The sequence below is a fragment of the Crossiella sp. CA198 genome (genome assembly GCF_052078295.1).
In the GTDB taxonomy this organism is placed as follows: Bacteria; Actinomycetota; Actinomycetes; order Mycobacteriales; family Pseudonocardiaceae; genus Crossiella.
In genome coordinates this window covers 101,080-118,799 of record NZ_JBQJIM010000012.1, presented here as the reverse complement: position 1 = coordinate 118,799, position 17,720 = coordinate 101,080, and the positions used below count along the sequence as shown (strand labels likewise).

Genomic DNA, 17,720 nt, shown 5'->3' with positions numbered 1-17,720 from the left:
CCCGCGAAGGGGGATCGGCGAGTTCGCCGGTCCCCCTTCGCGCGTTCAGCGCCCCGGAATCGGCCGGAGCACGTGTGCCCAGCCGCTGAAGTCACTCGGCGGCGCGACCACGTCGAAGACCACGTCCTTGCGCACGAAACCCCAGCCCTGCACCGTCATCCGGTACCGCCCGGCCGGACCGGCCAGCTTGACCAGGCCCGCGCCGTCGGTCTGTGCGGTGAACTCGTGGCCGTTGTCCAGGTCGATCAGCCGGACCTCCTGGTTGGCCAGCCCCTCACCCGCGTCGACGGCGCCGTTGTTGTTCCGGTCGTCGAACAGCGTGCCGCTGACGGCCCCGTCCCGCCCGGTCACCTTGGCCACCAGCAGTCCGCTGGGCTGCCCGTCGGAGTGCTCCTCCAGCTGGTAGAAGTCGCAGCTCTGGTACAGGTAGCCGCGCACCCCGCCGTGCGCGGGCACCGTGCCACGCACCCGGAACTCCCGGGTCTGTCCCGGCTGGACCGTCGCACCGGCCGCGTCGTAGCCGAGTTCGCCCCAGCCCTCCGGCGGGACCTCCAGCTGCAGGCGGTTGTCGATCCGGTCGCAGGCGACGTGGATCCCGGTCAGCGGCCGGGTCCCGGTGTTGGTCAGGGTCAGGCGGATCTCGGCCTCAGCGCCGACCGGGTAGCTCGCCTGGTCCAGTCCAACGGTGACCCGCAGCGACTCCGCGAGCGGTCGCAGCGCCCGGAACGGCACCTTGACCTCGGGTGACGCGCCGTCCAGCCGCAGTTCCTGGTGCCCGTGGCTGATCCAGCCGCCCGGCAGGCTCTGCACGCTCACCGAGTACTTGCCGGTGGCCACCCCTGGGAAGGAGTACCCGCCGTCGGCGCCGGTGACCGCGGTGCGCGCGCCCTCGTTGTTACGCAGCTCCACCGTCGCCCCGGCCAGGCCCTCCCCAGCCGAGGGCGCGCCGTTGAGGTCGGCGTCGCCGTAGATCTGCCCGCTGACCACCACCTTGGTCTCCGGTGAGACCACCGGCACCAGTGCCTCGCCGAGGTCGTCGGCCGGGTTCACATCGTTGCGCGACAACGGGCCCAGCTTGAACCGGGCGTCCCCGCCGCCCCACCCGCCGAGGTGCCCGCGCAGCGTGTACTCCCGGGACTGCCCCGGCAGGTAGCTCGCGCCGAGCCCGCCCGGCCCGAGATCACCCCAGTCGCTGATGTCCTGGATGTGGAACCCGGTGCCGGAGACGTACTGCTCGTGCTTGCGCAGGTAGTAGGCGCCCCGGTCACCGACGTTGGTCACGGTGAGTTTGACGGTGATCGGGTCCCCCGGCAGGTAGGTCCCGCTGGGCACCGAGACCGTGCTGCGGATGTCCGGCCCCTCCGCCGCCGACGCGGTGCCCGCGACCAACCCACTGACCGCCAGTGACAACACAACCGCGCCGGTGAGCACGCGTGCCGATAACAACGACCCCATGCGCTGTTCCCCCTCGACTGCCCGCGCGCCCACCGCGCGTGGCTTCTCCTGTACACACTGGAGTCTTGATCTAGGTTGCCCAACGTGATCCAGACCACAGTCAGCGGAGCGCGCCCGCGGTGGCCCCCGCCTGGATCTGCCGCTGGAACACCACATAGGCCACCAGCACCGGCAGCATCGCGATGGTCAGCCCGGCGAACAGCCCGCTCCAGTCCCCGCGGTAACCCTGGCTGGTGGACAGCGCGGCCAGGCCCTGGGCGAGCACATAGTTGTCCGGGTCCGGGTTGAGCACCAGCGGCAGCAGGTACTGGTTCCACAGGCCGAGGAAGTTGAAGATGGCCAACGAGATCAGGCCGGGGCGGGCCATCGGCAGCATGATCCGGAAGAACACCCCGGCGTGCGAGCAGCCGTCGATGAAGGCGGCCTCGGCCACCGCGCTGGGCAGGCCGCGGAAGAAGGCGTGCAGGAAGAAGATGGTGAACGGGGTGGCGAAGGCGGTGTAGACCAGGATCAGCCCGAGGTGGGTGCCGAGCAGGCCCAGCTGCTGCACGGTGAAGAACAGCGGCACCAGCGCCAGGAAGGTCGGGAAGAACATCGAGGCGACGAACAGGTAGTAGACGAACCTGTTGCCACGGAAGGGATAGCGGGCCAGCGCGTAGGCGGCCAGCGCGCCAAGCAGCATGGTCAGCGCCAGCGCGCCGCCGACCACCAGCACCGAGTTGAGGAAGTAGCGGCCGATGTCGGCCTCGGTCCAGGCCCGGCCGAAGTTCGTCCACTGTGGACTCTCCGGCAGCGACCAGGGGCTGGTCAGGATCTCCCGGTCGGTCTTGAGCGCGCTGAGCGCGGCCCACAGCAACGGAAACCCGGTGACCAGGGTCCAGCCCAGCAGCGCCAGGTGCAGCGGGATCCGTCTCATGCCAGCTCCACCCGCTCCCGGCGGCCCGCGCGCAGTGCCAGCACCGCGAAGACCAGGGTGCCGAAGAACAACGCCACCCCCATCGCGGCCGCGTAGCCGAACCGGCTGAAGCTGAAGGCGTTGCGGTACAGGGACAATCCGATGACCTCGGTGGCGCCGTCCGGTCCGCCGGGTCCGACGGTCATGATCTGCACCAGCGCGAAGCCGTCCAGCGCGGCCATGCCCAGGTAGACGAAAGCGACCTGCACGTTGTCCCACAGCAGCGGCAAGGTGATCCGCCGGAACGTGGTCCACTGACCGGCGCCGTCCAGCAGCGCGGCCTCGTAGAACTCGCGCGGGATGGCGTCCATGGCCGCGCTGAACAGCACCAGGTAGAAGCCGACGCCGGACCAGATCAGCACCGCCAGCACCGCGAACAGGGCCAGTCCCGGCTCGGCCAGCCAGCTGCGTGCCAGCCCGTCCAGGCCGAGTGCGCGCAGCCCGCCGTTGATCAGTCCGCTGTTCGGGTTGTAGGCGAATCCCCACAGCACGGCCACGATCGCCACCGAGAGCAACTGCGGGAAGAAGAACACGATCGAGTAGAACCGGGCCCCGCGCACCCCGGAGCGGCCACCGCGGGAGCCGAACTTGAGCGCGGTGGCCAGGAACAGGCCGAGTGCGATGGTGCCCAGTGGCAGGGTCAGCAGCAGTATCAGGTTGTTGCGCACCGCGGCCAGGAACAGCGGGTCCGAGCCGAGCTGGACGAAGTTGTCCAGCCCGACGAACCGCGCCTGCCCGGCCACCCCGTTCCAGTCGGTGAGCGAGAGGTAGAACGCCTGCGCGTACGGGGAGAGCACGAACACCACGTGCAGCAGCAACGCGGGTAACAAGGCGCAGGCGACAAAACCCAGCCCCCGCCGTCTCATTTGCGGGTGTACTTCTTGACGCCGGAGTCCTTGGCGAGTGCGTCGGCCGCCAGTTGCACGCGGTCGGCGAAGGCCGCCGGGGTGAGTCGCCGGGTGATCAGCTCACCGACCGCGTCGTCGGTGGCCTTGCGCAGCTGCGGATACCAGCCGCGGTGCCGGAAGCTGATCAGCTCGGTGCCTGCCGCGCGCACCGCGGCGCTGACCGAGCCGAGTCCGCTGGACAGGGTCAGTCCGTCGGTGGCCCCGGCCACCGAGGGCAGCGTGCCCGCGGTCCGGGCGAACTCGCGGCAGGCGTTGCGGGAGAACAGCATCCGCAGGAAGTCCAGTCCGCCCGCGATGTTCTTGGCCTTGGCCGGGACCAGGTAGGACTCGGTGCTGGAGGCTTCCAGCGCGGTGGGTTTGAGCTTGTCGGCCGTGGTGCGCGCGGGCAGCACGCCCAGGGTCATCTCGAAGCCCGGCGGGGTGACCTCGCGCTGCTCGCTCTCCAGCCAGGAGCCGGACGGGATGAACGCGGCCTTGCCCTGGCACCAGGCGGCCTGGGCCTCGGTGTGCGACAACGCTTCCGAGCCGGGCATCAGGTAACCGCGTCCGGCCAGTTCGGCGAAGGCCTCGGCCGCGCCACGCACCGCCTCGTGCCGCCAGGCGCCGGGTTCCAGGTTGTCCAGGGCCCGCACCAGGTCCATGCCGCCGGATTTGGCGGCCATGGTGAGCAGTGGATCGGTGACGTAGTCCGGGTACTTGCCCTGGTAGGTCCAGGGCGCGATACCGGTCTTCTTGATCTCCGCGCACAGCGCGAGCATGGCCTCCCAGGTGGCCGGGTAGGTCCAGCCCTGCCGGTCGAACAAGGACTTCGAGTACCACAGGCCCCACACGGTGAAGGTGTAGTTCAGGTGCACGCAGACGCCGTCCCGCTCGCCGTCCTCGACCACGCCGGGCAGCAGGGTGTTCCGCACGGTGACGTTCGGGTCGTCCCAGGAGGGGGCGTCGAGCAGTTCGGCCAGGTTGGTGAGCTGACCGGCGGCCGCGAGCGCGGAGATGTCCAGCGCGCCGGCGCCGGTGTTGTCCACCACGTCCGGCGGGGTGTTGGCCACGAACCGCGGCCGCAGGGTGTCGCCGACCTGCTGGATGCCCCGGTGCTCGATCGCCACGCCCGGGTATCGCTCCAGGTAGACCTTCTCCGCAGCTAGGACGTAGTCGTCGCCGTAGCCGCCCTTGAAGACCACCACCTCCAGCGGTGACCCGGGCTTGACCCCGAACGGGTTGCGCGCACTGCGCTCCCCGCGCTCACCCGGTCCGGCGCCCGGCCCGCCGCCGGTGATACAGGCGCCGAGCAGCGGCGCGGACACCCCGAGCACGGCCGCGGCACGCAGCAGGGCGCGGCGGGAGATGTTGGTGGTTGCCATGTCGGGCCCCCTTCTGGTGGAGGGATTTCCGACTCTGATCGTGACCGAGGGCCCGCCCGGTGTCGATGTCCAGCGCCGGATGCAACCCGGGTGGCAGAGCGCCCGCAGTCCTGGCTGCTCACGGGGTCTGGGCCAGACCGGACATATGTGTTACTTTTGGTTACAGTAACCTTGAGTAACAGCTACTCGGCTTACAAGGAGTCCGCGAATGGCCACCGTTGAAGCCCGACCCGACCGCCAGGCCGTGGCCCGAAGGCTGCTGGACTCGTCGTCGGAGTTGTCCTACGACCCGGCGACCGAGGTGGACTGGGAAACCCCCCTGGACGCGGCGCACCACGGCATGAGCCCGGAATGGTGCAGCCTCTACGGCACCGCCTACTGGGCGGAGATGTCCCCGGAACAGCAGCGCGAACTGACCCGGCAGGAGTCGGCCTCGGTTGCCAGCACCGGGATCTGGTTCGAGATGATCCTGCAGCAGATGATCCTGCGGGACTTCTACGCCAAGGACCCCACCGACCCGGCCTTCCAGTGGGCGCTGACCGAGATCGCCGACGAATGCCGCCACTCGATCATGTTCGCCCGCGGCTCGGCGAAACTGGGCGCACCCGCGTACCGGCCGAAGCGGCTGGTGATCGAACTCGGCCGGGCCTTCAAAACGGTCGCCTACGGCGAGGCCGCCTACGCCTCGATCCTGGTCGCCGAGGAGGTCCTCGACGTCATGCAGCGGGACTGGATGCGCGATGACCGGGTGGCGCCGTTTGTCCGCACCATCAACAACATCCACGTGGTCGAGGAGTCCCGGCACATGAAGTTCGCCAGGGAGGAGACCCTGGAACGGCTGCAAGGCGCGGGCTGGCTGCGCAAGCAGATCAACGGCCTGGTGGTGGCCATCGTGTCCTACTGCATCGTCACCAGCATGGTCAGCCCGAAGGTCTACGCCAACGCCGGACTCGACACCAGGCGGGCCCTGCGCGAGGCCAGGGCGAACCAGAACTACAAGTCCATGATGCGCTCCAGCTGCGCCGGCCTGATGGAGTTCCTCAACTCGGCCGGCCTGCTCACCAAGGCCGCGACCTGGTTCTACCAGCGAGCGAACCTGATCTGAGCCATGGCCTTCGCGATCACCCAGACCTGCTGCGCCGACGCGTCCTGCATCGCGGTCTGCCCCGTCAACTGCATCCACCCGACCCCCGACGAGCCGGACTTCGGCAAAACCGACCTGCTCTACGTGGACCCGGCTGCCTGCATCGACTGCGGCGCCTGCGCGGACGCCTGCCCCGTGGACGCGATCTTCCCGGTGGCCGAACTGCCCGCCGGTCTCAAGCCCTACGCCCGGATCAACGCCGACTACTACAGCGGCCGCACCCCGACCGAGACCGCACCCGCGCCGATGTTCCACGCCTGGAGCCCGCCGGAGTTCAGCCGCACCATCCCCGCCGACTTCGCGCCACTGGACATCGCGGTGGTCGGCACCGGCCCCGCGGGCATGTACACCGTCGCGGACCTGTTGCTGCACACCAACGCCAGGGTCACCCTGATCGACCGCCTCCCGGTCACCGGCGGCCTGATCCGCTACGGCGTGGCCCCGGACCACCCGTCCACCAAGAAGATCGCCGAGACCTTCGCCCGCTTCCACCAGCACCCCCGCCTGACCCTGCGCCTGGGCGTCCAGGTCGGCGCCGGTCTCACCCCCGCCGAGCTGTCCGCCCAGTACGACGCGGTGATCTACGCCGTCGGCGCCTCCGCCGCCCGCACCCTGGACATCCCCGGCGAAGACCTGTCCGGCAGCCTGGCCGCCACCACCGTGGTCGCCTGGTACAACGGCCACCCCGACGTCCCCGCCACCGCGGTGGATCTGTCGGCCGAACGCGTTGTGCTGGTGGGCAACGGCAACGTCGCCCTGGACGTCGCCCGCATCCTCGCCGCCGACCCGAACACGTTGACCGGCACCACGATCGCCCCTGCCGCACTGGCCCAGCTGACCTCCAGCAAGGTCCGCGAGGTGGTGCTGCTGGCCCGCCGAGGCCCGGCCGAGGCGGCCTACACCATGCCGGAACTACTCGCCCTGACCGAGCGGTCCGACCTCGACCTGGTGCTCGACGACCAGGACCCCCGCACCACCAAGGCCATCGACACCGGCGACGGCAAAGCCGCGCTGCTGCAAGGGATTACCCGGCAGACGGTCGACTGGTCCGCCCCACCCGCGCCGGGCCGAAGGCGGATCGTGCTCCGATTCCACTCGGCGCCACTGGAGATCGTCGGCGACACCGAGGTACGCGGCCTACGCGTCACCGGCCCGGACGGTGAGATCGAGATCGCCACCGGCCAGGTGATCCGAGCAGTCGGCTATCGCGGAAACCCGTTGCCAGGCCTGCCTTTCGACGCCGACACCGGCACAATTCCGCACAAGGGCGGCCGCGTCCAGCCGGGCACCTACGTGGTCGGCTGGATCAAACGCGGCCCCACCGGCGGAATCGGCGCGAACAAAGCCTGCGCAGCCGAGACAGTCGGCACCCTCCTCACAGACGCCATCGCAGGCACCCTGCCCACCCGAACCCCCCGCCCCACCCGCCTCGCCACCCTGACCGCCCGACTCCGCCCCCGCCCCACCACCTAACCCCACCCCGCCAAACCCCACACCGTGTTGGCCGTTCTCGCACGCCGACTTGGCCGCTATGGACGCCGACTTGGCCGTTATGGACGGTGAGTTGGCCGTTCTCGCACGCCACGTTGGCACTTGTCGCACACCCACCTCACCCCGGCCGCCGCCGGGCCCGGTACGCGCGCTGCCGACAGGCCGCCGAGCAATACCGCCGCGGCCGCCCCCGCACCCCCTCCCCCACCACCCGCGCGCAACTCACACACCGCGTTTCGTCACCCAGCTCCGCCTTTTCATCACGCCCGCCGGTCTTCGCCGCCCGAGCCGCAGACACCAGATCCTCCTGCGGCAACCGCCCCCGTGGCGTCCGCTCGGCCAGCTCCCGCTCCAGGTACGGGCAGTCGGTCATGTCCGCGTCCTCGCACTGGAGCAGGTGCTGGAGGTAGTCGCGGGCGGCGGTCAGCTGGTCGATGCGGTCGGCCAGCGCGCCGATCTGCCCGGCGACGGTGCCCTGCCAATCCTCCCGGCTGGCCTGGCCCGCGGCCACCACCGCGGCCTGGGACAGCGGCATCAGCCCAGTCACGCAACACAGGTAGGCCACGCCGAGGCGACGCAGGTCGGCCTCGCGGTAGCGGCGGCGGCCGCCGTCGCGCGGGGGTGGGCCGAGCAGGCCGCGTTCCTCCCACCAGCGCAGCGTCGAGGGCGGCAGGTCGTACAGGGCGGCGGCTTCGCTGATGGCGACGGCGGGTGGGGTCACCGTGCCAGTTGACATCAAGTCGACTTGAACCGGCAACCTTTCGCCCTAGGTAAGGCTAACCTTCCTAGGGGGTTGAGGATGAGCGTCGACGTCGGGCCGCGGCTGATCGGAATTCGCGCGGCGGGGCGGATGTTGCGGCCGGTGCGCGGGCACCTGATCACCTGCGCGGTGCTGTCCGCGCTGGGTGAGGCGGCGGGGCTCGCGCCCTACCTCGCGGTGGCCGAGATCGCGCGGTCGGCGTTGACCGGATCCGGCGGCGTGCTGTGGTGGGCGGTGGCCGGAGCGGCCGGGGCGGTGCTGCGGCTGGTGTTGCTCGCGCTGTCCTCACACCTGGGGCACCACGCGGACGCGCGCATGCTGCACCACCTGCGCCGCGGCCTGGTCCGGCGGCTGGGCGTGCTGCCGCTGGGCTGGTTCCGCGCGGCGGGCTCCGGGCAGATCAAGAAGGCGATGACGGACGACCTGGAGGACATGCACAACCTGTTCGCGCACTCCCTCGGCGAGATCCTCGGCGCGGCCACCGCGATCGGCTGCGGCCTGGGCTATCTGCTGCTGGTGGACTGGCGGCTCGCCCTGGTCACCGTGCTCATCCCGGCGCTGGCGCTGCTCTGCTACCGGGTGTCGATGCGGTCCATGCCGCAGCACGTGGCCCGGCTGATCGCCGCCGAACGCGAGGTCAGCGCCGCCGCGGTGGAGTACGGCGACGGCATCGCGGTGGCCAAGACCTTCGGCGCGGGCGGCCGGGTGCTGGACCGTTTCCACGCCGCCGTGCGCGAGCAGCAGCGGGCCTTCCGGGTCTGGGTGGACGAGGTGCGCTACAGCTCCGCGCTCAACCGGGTGCTCGGCTCAGAGCTGACCGTGCTCGCGGTGGTGCTGGCCGTCGGCCTGCCCCTGGTGGCCGCGAAGTCCCTGCCCGCACCGGATCTGCTGCCGTTCCTGGTGGTCGGCCTGGTGCTGCCGAACGCGGTGCTGCCGATGATCCACGGCGGCATCGGCCTGCGCACCGCCCGCCTGGCCGCCGGGCACATCGACGCGCTGCTCACCCGCCCCGGCCTGCCGGAACCAGCGCAACCGCAACGCCCGCAAGGACATCGGATCGAGTTCGACCGGGTCAGCTTCTGCTACGACGGCGTCACCAACGTGCTCAGCGACCTCAGCGCCACCTGCGAACCGGGCACGGTCACCGCGCTGGTCGGGCCCTCCGGCGCCGGGAAGTCCACCCTCGCCGCCCTGCTGCCGCGCTTCCACGAGGTCACCGGCGGCGCGATCCGGATCGGCGGTGTGGACGTCCGCGAGATCGCCCCGGCGGAGCTGTTGTCCTTGCTGGCCCTGGTGTTCCAGGACGTGGTGCTGCTGCGGGACACGGTCACCGAGAACATCCGCATCGCCCGCCCAGGGGCCACCGACGCCCAGGTGCGCGCGGCGGCCGAGGCCGCGCAGATCCACCACGTGCTGGCCGCGCTGCCCCGGGGCTACGACACCGTGCTGGACTCCGGTGAGGGCGGGCTCTCCGGCGGCGAACGGCAGCGGCTCACCATTGCCCGCGCGATCCTGTCCGAGGCCCCGATCGTGGTCCTGGATGAGGCCACCGCGGCCCTGGACCCGGACAGCGAGGCGGCCGTGCAGGACGCGCTGTCCGCACTCGTCGCCGGGCGCACCGTGCTGGTCATCGCGCACCGCCTGCACACCATCGCCACCGCGGATCAAATCCTGGTCCTGGACGAAGGCCACCTGGTCGAACGCGGCGACCACCACGAACTCCTCACCCAGGACGGGCTCTACGCACGCCTGTGGCGGGCCCAGCGGAACGGAGACCAGGCATGATCCGCCAGCTGCACCGGTTGTGGCCGGAACCCGCGCCACTGCACCGATTCGCCGCGTTGCAGGCCGCGCTCGCGATCCTCCAGGGCCTGCTGCTCGGCCTGCTGTTCCCGATCCTGCGCGCGGTGCTGCGCCCGGAACCGGACTTCGCCGCCGCCACCCCGTGGCTGCTCTTCGGCGCCGCCGGGGTGCTGCTGCACTGGCTGCTCAGCGTCCTGGCCACCCCGGTCGGCTTCGCCGCCAGCGGGGAACTCGGGGTGGCGCTGCGGATGCGGTTGATGGGCCACCTCACCACGTTGCCGCTGGGCTGGTTCACCGCCGAACGCAAGGGCACCTTCGTGCGCACGGTGACCTCCGCGGCCACCTCGATCTCCCGGCTGTGCGTGGTGGTCGGCGGCCCGGTGATCACCTGCACGCTGGTCCCGGTCACCGTCACCGCGGTCACCCTGACCGTGGACTGGCGGCTCGGCCTGGTGCTGCTGGCCACCCTGCCGGTCGCGTTCCTGCTGCTGCGGCACTGTCGCCGCAAGACCGCGGCCGCGTGCGCGGACATGGAGGTGGCGGCCAACGAGATCGCCGCCCGCGCCATCGAATACGGCCAGGCCCAGCCGGTGCTGCGGGCGGCCGGTCAGTCCCGCACCGGGACCCGGCAACTCGACGCCGCCCTCACCGAGCACCACCGCCGCTACGCCCGCGCCCTCAACGAATCCCTGCTGCCCACCCTGTCGGTCACCGCCGTGGTCACCCTTGGTTTCCTCGCGGTGCTGGCCCTGGGCGTGCACCTGCTCACCTCCGGCGCCCTCGCGGTCGCGGACACCGTCGCCCTGCTCGTGCTCGCCGTGCGCTTCCTGGAACCCCTGGGCGCACTCGCCGGCCACGTGCACGGCCTGGGCGCCCTGGACTACGGCCTGGACCGGGTGCACCAGCTGCTGCGCACGCCGCGACTCCCCGCCCCCGCCAACCCGATCCGCCGGCTCCCGCACACCGGCATCGACCTGATCGACATCACCCACACCTACGGCCCGGACCGCCCAGCCCTGGCCGGGGTGACCATCCACTGCCCGCCCGGCTCCACCACCGCGCTGGTCGGCCCCTCCGGCTCCGGCAAGACCACGGTGATCCGCCTGATCGCCCGTTTCCTGGACACCACCGAGGGTTCGGTGCGCCTCGGCGGCCTGGACGTCCGCGACTACGACCACCCCGGCCTGCTCACCCACCTGGCCATCGTCTTCCAGGACGTCTACCTGTTCGACACCACCATCGAGGACAACCTCCGCCTGGCCCGCCCTGCGGCCACCCACGCCGAACTCACCGCCGCGGCCCGCGCCGCCCGCCTGGACGAGGTGGTCGACCGGCTGCCCCAGGGCTGGCGGACCAGGGTCGGCGAGGCCGGGGCGCAACTCTCCGGCGGCGAACGCCAGCGAGTGGCCATCGCCCGCGCCTTCCTGAAACAGGCCCCGATCGTGCTCATCGACGAAGCCGCCTCCGCCCTGGACGCCGCCAACGAAGCCGCGATCAGCGCGGCCATCACCGAACTCGCCCGCGACCCGGACCGCACCGTCGTGGTCATCGCCCACCGCCCCAGCACCCTGGCCGCCGCCGACCAGGTCATCGCCCTGGATGCCGGCCGCGTGGCCGAATCCGGCGCCCCGAGCGAACTCCTCGGCACCGGTGGCGCCTTCGCCCGCATCCACCAGCAGTTCACCCACGCCCGCGGCTGGCGCATCGCCACCCGCGACCAGCAAGGAGCCCCCCGATGACCCAGTCCCACCCACCGACCCCGTTCCAGACTCTGACCCACTTGCTCACCGGTGCGGCCCGGACCATGGTGGTCGGCGCCGCCACCCGTCTCGGCCTGCCCGACGCCCTGGACCACACCCCACGCACCGCCGACAACATCGCCGCCACCTGCGGAATCCCCGCCCCACACATGATCCGGCTACTGCGCGCGCTGGCCGACCTCGGCCTGTGCGCCGAAGGCGACGCCGGCTTCACCGCCACCGAGGCCGGCACCCTGCTCCGGTCCGATGTGGACGGTTCGCTGCGTGCCTACGCCCTGCTCGCCTCCCACCCCACCGGCCTGGAACCCTTGTCCCGCCTGGACTTCAGCCTGCGTACCGGTCGCGCGGCCTTCCCGGAGGTCTTCGGCAGGGAGGTGTTCGAGTACTTCGCCGCCGACCCGGAACTGGCCACCCTCTACAACTCCGCCATGGGCCAGCCCACCCGGCACATCGCCAGCACCCTGCCCGACCTCTACGACTTCACCCGGTGCACCTCGATCACCGACGTCGGCGGCGGCAACGGCAGCCTGCTCATCACCCTGCTGCACCGCTTCCCGGAGTTGCGCGGCCTGGTCTTCGACACCCAGGCCGCCATCCCCGAGGCCGCCGAGGCGGTCCGTCAGGCCGGGCTGAGCGATCGCTGCGCCACCCAGGCCGGTGACTTCTTCGCCGAGGTCCCGCGCGGCGCGGACCTGTTCGTGCTCAAGTGGATCCTGCACGACTGGGACGATGAGCAGGCCGTCCGGATCCTGGCCAACTGCCGGGCCGCACTGCCAGCGGACGGCCGGATCCTGATCGTCGACGAGGTCCTGCCGGAACGCGGAAACCCGGACCAGCCCAGGGATCCCGGCCTGACCGACATCCGGATGATGGTGCTCTACGGCGGCCGGGAACGCACCCGCGCCGAGTTCGAGCAGCTCTGCGCCCGCGCCGACCTCACCGTCACCACAGCGTTGCGCCGCAACGGTGTCAGCCTGGTCGAGGCGGTCCGTAGCAGCTGAGGACCGCGGCGGCCCGGTCCCGCAGCGCGGTGCGCAACCACTGCGGCGCCAGGGCTTCCGCGTTTGTCGCGAGCTGCCACAACGCCCATTCGGCGTGCCGCGAGTCCTGGAAGGTCGCCGCCAGCCGCAGCCAGCCGTCCGCGTCGGCCGCACCGGTTTCGCCGGTTTCCTCGGCGTGGACGGTCAGCGCGGTGCCCACCAGGTCCGCCCGCCGCGCCGGGTTCAGCCGGAGCAGCACGGTGACCTGGTCGCCGCCGGTCCGGAACCGGGTGCTGCGTTCCTGCCAGGCCCGGTCCAGGTCGACCCGGTCCGGCCGCTGGGCGGGTTCGTCGAGTTCCTCGGCGGCCAGGATCCGGGACAGCCGGTAGGTGCGGTCCGCGCCGGACCGGGTGGCCAGCAGATAACCCTGCCCGCGCACGGTGACCAGGCCGATCGGGTCCACCGTGCGCCACCGCGCGGCCTGGTCCGCGGCCGCGTAGTGGATGCGCAGCCTGTGCCCGGCGAACACCGCGCGCCGTACCTCGGCCACCACGGCGGCCGGCACCTCCTCGGCGTCCACCCGGCGCGCGAGCAGGTCGGTCTCCGGCTCGACCAGCAGGCGCTCGGCGGCCCCGGCCGCGGTGGCCCTGGACCCTTCCGGCAGCGCGTCCACCACCTTGCGCATGGCCGAAGCCAGCGCCGAGCCGAGCCCGAACGCTTGCCCGCCCCGCCGCGATCCGGCGACCAGCAGAGCGAGGGCCTCGTCGTGGTTCAGCCCGGTGAGTTCGGTCTGGAAACCCGGCAGCAACGCGAACCCACCGAGCCGCCCGCGTTCGGCGTACACCGGAACCCCGGCCGCGGACAACGCCTCGATGTCCCGCAGCACCGTGCGCGTGGATACCTCCAGCTCCCGGGCCAGCGCGGTCGCGGACAGCCGCCCGTGCCGGCGTAGCAACAACACCAGCGACACCAACCGGTCGGCACGCATGCCACAAGTCTACGGAAATACACGACACAGGATGTCGTGATTGGTTGACAGGCTCCTTCCCATGACAAGCAAGACAGTGGCCACCGAGCCGAACGACCTGGGCAGGTTCTTCATCGAACGCGGCAACGCCGGCGATGTGGACGGACTGGTGGCGTTGTACGAGCCCGACGCCGTGCTGGCCTTCCCGCCCGGCAACCTCGCCACCGGCCACGCCGAGATCCGCAAGGTGTACGAACAGTTCGTCGCCGCCGCACCCGTGCTCGCGCCCGGCAGGCAGCACCCGGCACTGGTGAGCGGCGACCTGGCCCTCACCGCGTGCACCCTGGCCACCGGCGAGATCACCGTGGAGATCGCCCGCCGCCAGCCCGACGGCACCTGGCTGTGGGCCGTGGATCAGCCGGTACTTCTGCCGTAGCGAATCGGCGGTGGGCTCGGCCTGGCCGGGCCCACCGCCCAGCAAGGGGGCAGCGATGAGACGAATCGTGACGATCGGCGTCTACGGCCACACTGCCGGGACGTTCCTCCAGCAGCTCGCCGACGAGGGCGTGGGCCTGCTACTCGACCTCCGCCAGCGCCGTGGCGTCCGCGGCCCGGACTACGCCTGGGCGAACTCGACCCGGATCCAGCACGCGCTGGCCGCGGCGAACATCGACTACCGCCACCTGAAGGACCTGGCGCCCACCACCGAACTACGCCAGCTCCAGTACCGCGAGGACGAGCGTCAGGGCGTGGGCAAACGCAACCGCGTCACGCTGGCACCCGCCTACATCGAGGGCTACACCCAGGAGATCCTCGACCCGTTCGACCTCGGCACGCTCGCGGCAGAGCTGCCGACCGACTCGGCGATCGCGCTGTTCTGCGTTGAGCGCGACGCGGCGGCCTGCCACCGCTCACTCGTGGCCGCGCGCCTGCTGGACTACTTGGCTTCGACCCGTCCCACCGCGCCGGGTCCGGTCAGCAGGTCGGCGCGGGCGGACTGCCAGGCCGGGTCCTCGGAATACAGCTCGCTGCGGAGGTAGGCCCAGGTGAGTCGCTGCACCGCGGCGACCCGGTCCGGGTTCTCGTCGGTGGTCTCGGCCACGTCGTAACCGGCGACGCCGCCGAGGCCGTGTTCCGCGCCGAACAGGGTGAGCAGGGTCTTGGGCGCCGGGGCGAGGCGGTAGGGGTCGGCGTGCCACTCCGCGCCCTCGACGGTGAGGTGGGTGGAGATGTCCTTGTCGCCCGCGACCACCAGGGCGGGCGTGGTCATGGTGCTGAGGTCGGTGGCGGTGACGAAGGACAGCAGTTCGGTCGCGGACTCGGCGAGGGCCTCACCACCCCGGCCGGGTGCGGCGAGCAGGACGCCTGCCTTGATCCGGGAGTCGGCCAGGTTCAGGTCGGGATCGGTGATCCTCGCGCCCAGCAGCAGGCTTGCGGTGTGGCCACCCATCGAGTGTCCGGCCACCGCGACCCGGTCGCGGTCCAAGCGGCCGCGCAGGTGTGGGACGGCGGTCTCGATGTCGTCCAGGCGGTCCAGGATCCGGGTCATGTCCTCGGCCCGGGAGCGCCAGTGCAGTGGTGCGCCGGGGGTGGTGGGGGCCAGGTTCAGGCTGCGGGAGCTGAGGTGGGTGGGCTGGATGACGGCGAAGCCGTGCGCGGCCCAGTAGTGGGCGAGTGGGGCGTAGCCGTTGAGGGAGGAGAGGTGGTTCGAGTAGCCCTGGCCGTGCGAGAGCAGGATGATCGGCAGCCCGGTTCCGTGCTGGGGCGCGGAAATCCGGAGTTGGAGGTCCACGGCGCGGTCGGGGGCCGGCAGCACGACCGGGCTGATCGACAGTACGGGGTACGGCGAAGTACTCATGGCAGATTGGTCCCTTGATAGGCAGGCGGGACGGACAGGAGCGTCCCGTTCGACTAGGCTTAAGCGGAGCGGTGTTCCGGAATCGACGATACGGAGCAGCGTTCCGCTTTGTCAAACGGTCCGTTCCCCAAGGAGTGCGCGGTGTCCAAGCCCAGCCAGCCGGAGCAGGTCCCGGCCCGGAGCAAGCGGGCCGATGCCCTGCGCAACCAGCAAACGCTGCTGGCCGCCGCCGCCGCGGTGTTCGTCACCTCGGGCGTGGACGCGCCGATCCGGGAGATCGCGGCCAAGGCGGGGGTCGGGATGGGCACGATCTACCGCAACTTCCCGACCAGGGCGGATCTGGTGATCGCCGTCTACCGCCACCAGGTTGAGGCATGTGTCGAAGCCGGCGGGACCCTGCTGGCCAGTGCCAGTTCACCGTTCGAGGCGCTCCGGCAGTGGGTTGACCTGTTCGTGGACTTCCTGGTCACCAAGCACGGACTCGCCGACATCATGCAGCCCAACAGTGGCTACGACGCGCTGCACTCCTTTTTCCTGGACTGGCTGGTGCCCGTCTGCGAGAACCTGCTCGACGCCGCCGAGGAATCCGGTGAGATCAAGCCCGGCATCGAGGGCTACGAACTGATGCGCGGTATCGGCAACCTGTGCATCGGGCGGGACGACAACCCGCACTACGACCCGCGCCGCCTGATCGAACTGCTGCTCCAGGGCCTGCGACACCAGCGCTGAGGTCAGAACACCGACAGCCCGGTGAGGGTGGTGAAGTGGTCCAGTGCGGCCACGCCGGCCACCGAGTTGCCGCGCTCGTCCAGTGCCGGGCTCCAGGTGCACAGCGAGTACCGGCCCGGCACCACGGCCAGGATGCCGCCACCGACGCCGCTCTTGCCCGGCAGCCCGACCCGGTAGGCGAACTCACCAGCAGCGTCGTACGCGCCGCAGGTGAGCATTACCGAGTTGACCCGTTTGGCCTCGCTGCGGGAGAGCAGCCGGGAGCCGTCGGCGCGCACGCCGTGCCGGGCCAGGAAGGAGCCGGCCAGGGCGAGGTCGCGGCAGCTCATCGCGATCGAGCACTGCCAGAAGTAGTGCTCCAGGACCGCGGCGACCGGATTCTCCAGGTTGCCGTAGCTGGCCATCAGGTGGGCCAGGGCGGCGTTGCGGTCGCCGTGCTCGGCCTCGGAGCGGGCCACCGCGGCGTCGAAGTCGACCCGGTCGTCGCCGCTCTCGGCCCGCAGGAAGTCCCGCACCGCGCCCCGCGCGTCGCCGGTGAGGGTGAGCAGCCGGTCGGTGACCACCAGCGCGCCCGCGTTGATCAGCGGATTGCGCGGGATCCCGCTCTCGTGCTCCAGCTGCACCAGCGAGTTGAACGGGTTGCCCGAGGGCTCCCGCCCGACCCGCCGCCACAGCTGATCACCCTCGATGGAGAGCACCAGCGCCAGCGAGAACACCTTGGACACGCTCTGGATGGAGAACGGGATCTCCCATTCGCCCACGCCGATGGTGTGCCCGGTGAGGTCGGTCGCGGCGAACCCGAACGTGGCCGGGTCCACCGCGGACAACGCCGGGATGTAGTCCGCCACCCTGCCCGCCTGGCCCGCGCTCGGGCCGACCTCGGTGAGGATGCGGGCCAGCACGGCGGACAGCTCACCGGTGTCGGTGGCCTGCTGTGGCGCGGTCATCGGGCTCCTTCGCACTGTGAACCAATGCGACCCTAACAACCGCGGGCCACGATCAGCCCACGGTGTAACGGAACCCTTCGTCCTCGATTTCCGGGTCGTCATCGTCGTCCTCGCGGACCGGGGCGTCCTTGTCCGCGGTGAACTTGCCGTCGCCGTCGTCCACGGTCAGCAGCGCACGCAGCGAGTGCGTGCCCTGGCCCAGCGCCGGGTCGAGGGTGACCGGGACATCGCGGTGCGCGCCGGGCTGGATCGGGGTGGAGCCGAGCAGCTTGCCACTGAGGTCGAAGACCACCAGGTGACCGGCGACCGGCAGTTCGGACTCCTCGATCAGCACTCGCTTGCCGTCACCACGCTGGTCGTCGGCGTCGATCTCGGTGCGCGGGAAGGAAACCGGGGCGAGCAGCTTGGGCTGCGCGACGCCCGGCGCGGGCGCGGGGACCGGGGTGTTGACACCGGGGATGCCGGTCAGCGGTGCGGGCTGGCCCGGCGTGCTGGGGGCGGCCGCGGCGGAGCAGCCGCCGAGCAACAGGCCGAGGACGCCGGTGGTAGCGGCCAGGTATCGGGCTCGGTGGTGTGTGTTCATGACGCTAAGTCAAGCCGCC

The 17,720-nt window shown here is 71.2% G+C and carries 17 protein-coding genes; 8 read left to right on the top strand and 9 right to left on the bottom strand.

Going from position 1 to position 17,720, the window contains the following annotated elements; genetic code table 11:
* Positions 1-45: 45 nt before the first annotated feature.
* The 4 genes from ACTOWY_RS21210 to ngcE form a co-directional block, all read right to left on the bottom strand.
* Entirely contained in the window at positions 46-1,455 is a 1,410-nt protein-coding gene (locus ACTOWY_RS21210; protein ID WP_441311391.1) for a carboxypeptidase regulatory-like domain-containing protein, read from the bottom strand.
* Between the two features lie 100 nt (positions 1,456-1,555).
* Positions 1,556-2,371 carry a carbohydrate ABC transporter permease gene (locus ACTOWY_RS21205; RefSeq protein WP_441311390.1) on the bottom strand — a complete coding sequence of 272 codons (816 nt, stop codon included), beginning with the start codon at positions 2,369-2,371 and terminating at the stop codon, positions 1,556-1,558.
* Positions 2,368-3,276 carry a carbohydrate ABC transporter permease gene (locus ACTOWY_RS21200; RefSeq protein WP_441311389.1) on the bottom strand — a complete coding sequence of 303 codons (909 nt, stop codon included), beginning with the start codon at positions 3,274-3,276 and terminating at the stop codon, positions 2,368-2,370. Before ACTOWY_RS21200 ends, ACTOWY_RS21205 begins: the two co-directional genes overlap by 4 nt.
* Entirely contained in the window at positions 3,273-4,679 is a 1,407-nt protein-coding gene (gene ngcE, locus ACTOWY_RS21195) for an N-acetylglucosamine/diacetylchitobiose ABC transporter substrate-binding protein (RefSeq protein ID WP_441311388.1), read from the bottom strand. Before ngcE ends, ACTOWY_RS21200 begins: the two co-directional genes overlap by 4 nt.
* Before the next feature lie 208 nt (positions 4,680-4,887).
* Between ngcE and ACTOWY_RS21190 the strand changes: the two genes are divergently transcribed.
* Both ACTOWY_RS21190 and ACTOWY_RS21185 read left to right on the top strand, forming a co-directional pair.
* On the top strand, positions 4,888-5,784 hold the full coding sequence (locus tag ACTOWY_RS21190) for an AurF N-oxygenase family protein (RefSeq protein ID WP_441311387.1): 897 nt from the start codon (positions 4,888-4,890) through the stop codon (positions 5,782-5,784).
* A 3-nt stretch (positions 5,785-5,787) separates the two neighbouring features.
* On the top strand, positions 5,788-7,296 hold the full coding sequence (locus tag ACTOWY_RS21185) for an FAD-dependent oxidoreductase (protein WP_441311386.1): 1,509 nt from the start codon (positions 5,788-5,790) through the stop codon (positions 7,294-7,296).
* Positions 7,297-7,432: 136 nt separating this feature from the next.
* On the opposite strand, the gene ACTOWY_RS21180 is transcribed toward ACTOWY_RS21185, so the two are convergent.
* Positions 7,433-8,035 carry a helix-turn-helix domain-containing protein gene (locus ACTOWY_RS21180; protein ID WP_441311385.1) on the bottom strand — a complete coding sequence of 201 codons (603 nt, stop codon included), beginning with the start codon at positions 8,033-8,035 and terminating at the stop codon, positions 7,433-7,435.
* A 78-nt stretch (positions 8,036-8,113) separates the two neighbouring features.
* Between ACTOWY_RS21180 and ACTOWY_RS21175 the strand changes: the two genes are divergently transcribed.
* From ACTOWY_RS21175 to ACTOWY_RS21165, 3 genes are read left to right on the top strand one after another with little or no spacing between them, the layout of a single operon-like run.
* Positions 8,114-9,859, top strand: a complete 1,746-nt coding sequence (locus tag ACTOWY_RS21175) for an ABC transporter ATP-binding protein (protein WP_441311384.1) — start codon at positions 8,114-8,116, stop codon at positions 9,857-9,859.
* On the top strand, positions 9,856-11,616 hold the full coding sequence (locus tag ACTOWY_RS21170; protein ID WP_441311383.1) for an ABC transporter ATP-binding protein: 1,761 nt from the start codon (positions 9,856-9,858) through the stop codon (positions 11,614-11,616). Before ACTOWY_RS21175 ends, ACTOWY_RS21170 begins: the two co-directional genes overlap by 4 nt.
* Positions 11,613-12,638, top strand: a complete 1,026-nt coding sequence (locus ACTOWY_RS21165; protein ID WP_441311382.1) for a methyltransferase — start codon at positions 11,613-11,615, stop codon at positions 12,636-12,638. The genes ACTOWY_RS21170 and ACTOWY_RS21165 overlap by 4 nt, the downstream gene beginning before the upstream one ends.
* Here ACTOWY_RS21165 and ACTOWY_RS21160 read toward each other — a convergent pair.
* Positions 12,607-13,605: a helix-turn-helix transcriptional regulator gene (locus ACTOWY_RS21160; protein WP_441311381.1), complete on the bottom strand. Its 999-nt coding sequence runs from the start codon at positions 13,603-13,605 to the stop codon at positions 12,607-12,609. The genes ACTOWY_RS21165 and ACTOWY_RS21160 overlap by 32 nt on opposite strands.
* A gap of 76 nt (positions 13,606-13,681) precedes the next feature.
* Between ACTOWY_RS21160 and ACTOWY_RS21155 the strand changes: the two genes are divergently transcribed.
* Together ACTOWY_RS21155 and ACTOWY_RS21150 are read left to right on the top strand one after the other, a co-directional pair.
* A complete protein-coding gene (locus ACTOWY_RS21155; protein ID WP_441311526.1) occupies positions 13,682-14,020 on the top strand; it encodes a YybH family protein in 339 nt (112 codons plus the stop codon).
* Between the two features lie 55 nt (positions 14,021-14,075).
* Positions 14,076-14,624, top strand: coding sequence for a DUF488 domain-containing protein (locus tag ACTOWY_RS21150; protein ID WP_441311380.1), 549 nt, complete (start codon positions 14,076-14,078; stop codon positions 14,622-14,624).
* Here ACTOWY_RS21150 and ACTOWY_RS21145 read toward each other — a convergent pair.
* Positions 14,522-15,442 (bottom strand): alpha/beta hydrolase family protein, encoded by a 921-nt coding sequence (locus ACTOWY_RS21145; protein ID WP_441311379.1) that lies wholly within the window; start codon positions 15,440-15,442, stop codon positions 14,522-14,524. The genes ACTOWY_RS21150 and ACTOWY_RS21145 overlap by 103 nt on opposite strands.
* A 141-nt stretch (positions 15,443-15,583) precedes the next feature.
* Here ACTOWY_RS21145 and ACTOWY_RS21140 point away from each other — a divergent pair, with 141 nt between their 5' ends.
* Entirely contained in the window at positions 15,584-16,171 is a 588-nt protein-coding gene (locus ACTOWY_RS21140) for a TetR/AcrR family transcriptional regulator (RefSeq protein ID WP_441311378.1), read from the top strand.
* Positions 16,172-16,173: 2 nt separating this feature from the next.
* On the opposite strand, the gene ACTOWY_RS21135 is transcribed toward ACTOWY_RS21140, so the two are convergent.
* Both ACTOWY_RS21135 and ACTOWY_RS21130 read right to left on the bottom strand, forming a co-directional pair.
* Positions 16,174-17,118: a glutaminase gene (locus ACTOWY_RS21135; protein ID WP_441311377.1), complete on the bottom strand. Its 945-nt coding sequence runs from the start codon at positions 17,116-17,118 to the stop codon at positions 16,174-16,176.
* A 52-nt stretch (positions 17,119-17,170) separates the two neighbouring features.
* On the bottom strand, positions 17,171-17,701 hold the full coding sequence (locus ACTOWY_RS21130) for a DUF7282 domain-containing protein (protein ID WP_441311376.1): 531 nt from the start codon (positions 17,699-17,701) through the stop codon (positions 17,171-17,173).
* Positions 17,702-17,720 lie beyond the last annotated feature (19 nt).